Source organism: Micromonospora sp. NPDC049257 (assembly GCF_040678915.1).
GTDB lineage: Bacteria > Actinomycetota > Actinomycetes > Mycobacteriales > Micromonosporaceae > Micromonospora > Micromonospora antibiotica.
On the sequence record NZ_JBFAQU010000068.1, the window covers coordinates 1 to 1,444 of the forward strand.

The following is a 1,444-nucleotide window of genomic DNA, read 5'->3' on the forward strand; positions in this document are numbered from 1 at the left end:
CGACTTTCCGACTCCGGTGTTGGTGGCGGAGCGGTTGGTGGGTTTGGTGGTGGGTGGGGTTTCGGGTGTGGGTGTTGCGGGTGTGGGTGTGGGTGTGGGTGAGGCGGTGGCGATTGTGGGGATGGGGTGTCGTTTTGGTGGTGGGGTGGGTTCGCCGGGGGATTTGTGGGATGTGGTGTTGGGTGGGGTTGATGTGGTGGGTGGGTGGCCGGTGGATCGTGGGTGGGATGTGGAGGGTTTGGTGGGTGGTGGGGTGCCGGGGTGGGGTGGGTTTTTGGAGGGTGCGGGGGTTTTTGATGCGGAGTTTTTTGGGGTGTCTCCGCGTGAGGCTGTGGTGATGGATCCGCAGCAGCGGTTGGTGTTGGAGGTGGTGTGGGAGGCGTTGGAGGGTGCGGGTTTGGGTGTTGGTTTGGATGGTGTTGGGGTGGGGGTGTTTTTGGGGGTGATGGGTTTGGAGTATGGGCCGCGGTTGTGGGAGGCGGGGGAGGGTGTTGGTGGGTATGTGTTGACGGGTTCGGCGGGGAGTGTGGTGTCGGGTCGGGTGGCGTATGTGTTGGGTTTGGGTGGTCCGGCGGTGTCGGTGGATACGGCGTGTTCGTCGTCGTTGGTGGCGGTGCATCAGGCGGTGGGGGCGTTGCGGTCGGGTGAGGTGTCGTTGGCGGTGGCGGGTGGGGTTGCGGTGATGGGGTCGCCGGGGATGTTTGTGGAGTTTGCGCGTCAGGGTGGGTTGTCGGGGGATGGTCGGTGTAAGGCGTTTTCGTCGTCGGCGGATGGTACGGGGTGGGGTGAGGGTGTTGGTGTGGTGGTGTTGGAGCGGTTGTCGGATGCGCGGCGTAATGGGCATCGGGTGTTGGCGGTGGTGCGGGGTAGTGCGGTTAATTCGGATGGTGCGTCGAATGGTTTGACGGCTCCGCATGGTCCGTCGCAGGAGCGGGTGATTCGTCAGGCGTTGGCGAATGGGGGGTTGTCGGCGGGTGAGGTGGATGTGGTGGAGGCGCATGGTACGGGGACGAGGTTGGGTGATCCGATTGAGGCGCAGGCGTTGTTGGCGACGTATGGTCGGGAGCATTCGGCGGAGCGTCCGTTGTTTTTGGGTTCGTTGAAGTCGAATGTTGGTCATACGATGGCGGCGGCGGGTGTTGCTGGTGTGATCAAGATGGTGTTGGCGATGCGTGCTGGGGTGATGCCGAAGACGTTGCATGTTGATGAGCCGACTCCGCATGTTGATTGGTCGTCGGGTGCGGTGGAGTTGTTGACTGAGGCGCGGGTGTGGGGGGGTGTGGGGCCGCGTCGGGCGGGGGTGTCGTCGTTTGGGATCAGTGGGACGAATGCGCATGTGGTTCTGGAGTATGCGCCGGAATTCGAGCCGGAGCCGGTGGCGGTGTCGGGTGACGATGAGCCGGTGGGGCCGGTGCCGTTGGTGTTGTCGGCGCGGTCGGTGGAG

The 1,444-nt window shown here is 64.0% G+C and carries 1 pseudogene; it reads left to right on the forward strand.

Features of this window, described 5'->3' with window-relative positions:
* Window positions 1-94: 94 nt before the first annotated feature.
* A pseudogene (locus AB0K25_RS31740) lies at window positions 95-1,444 on the forward strand (polyketide synthase); the annotation flags it as partial.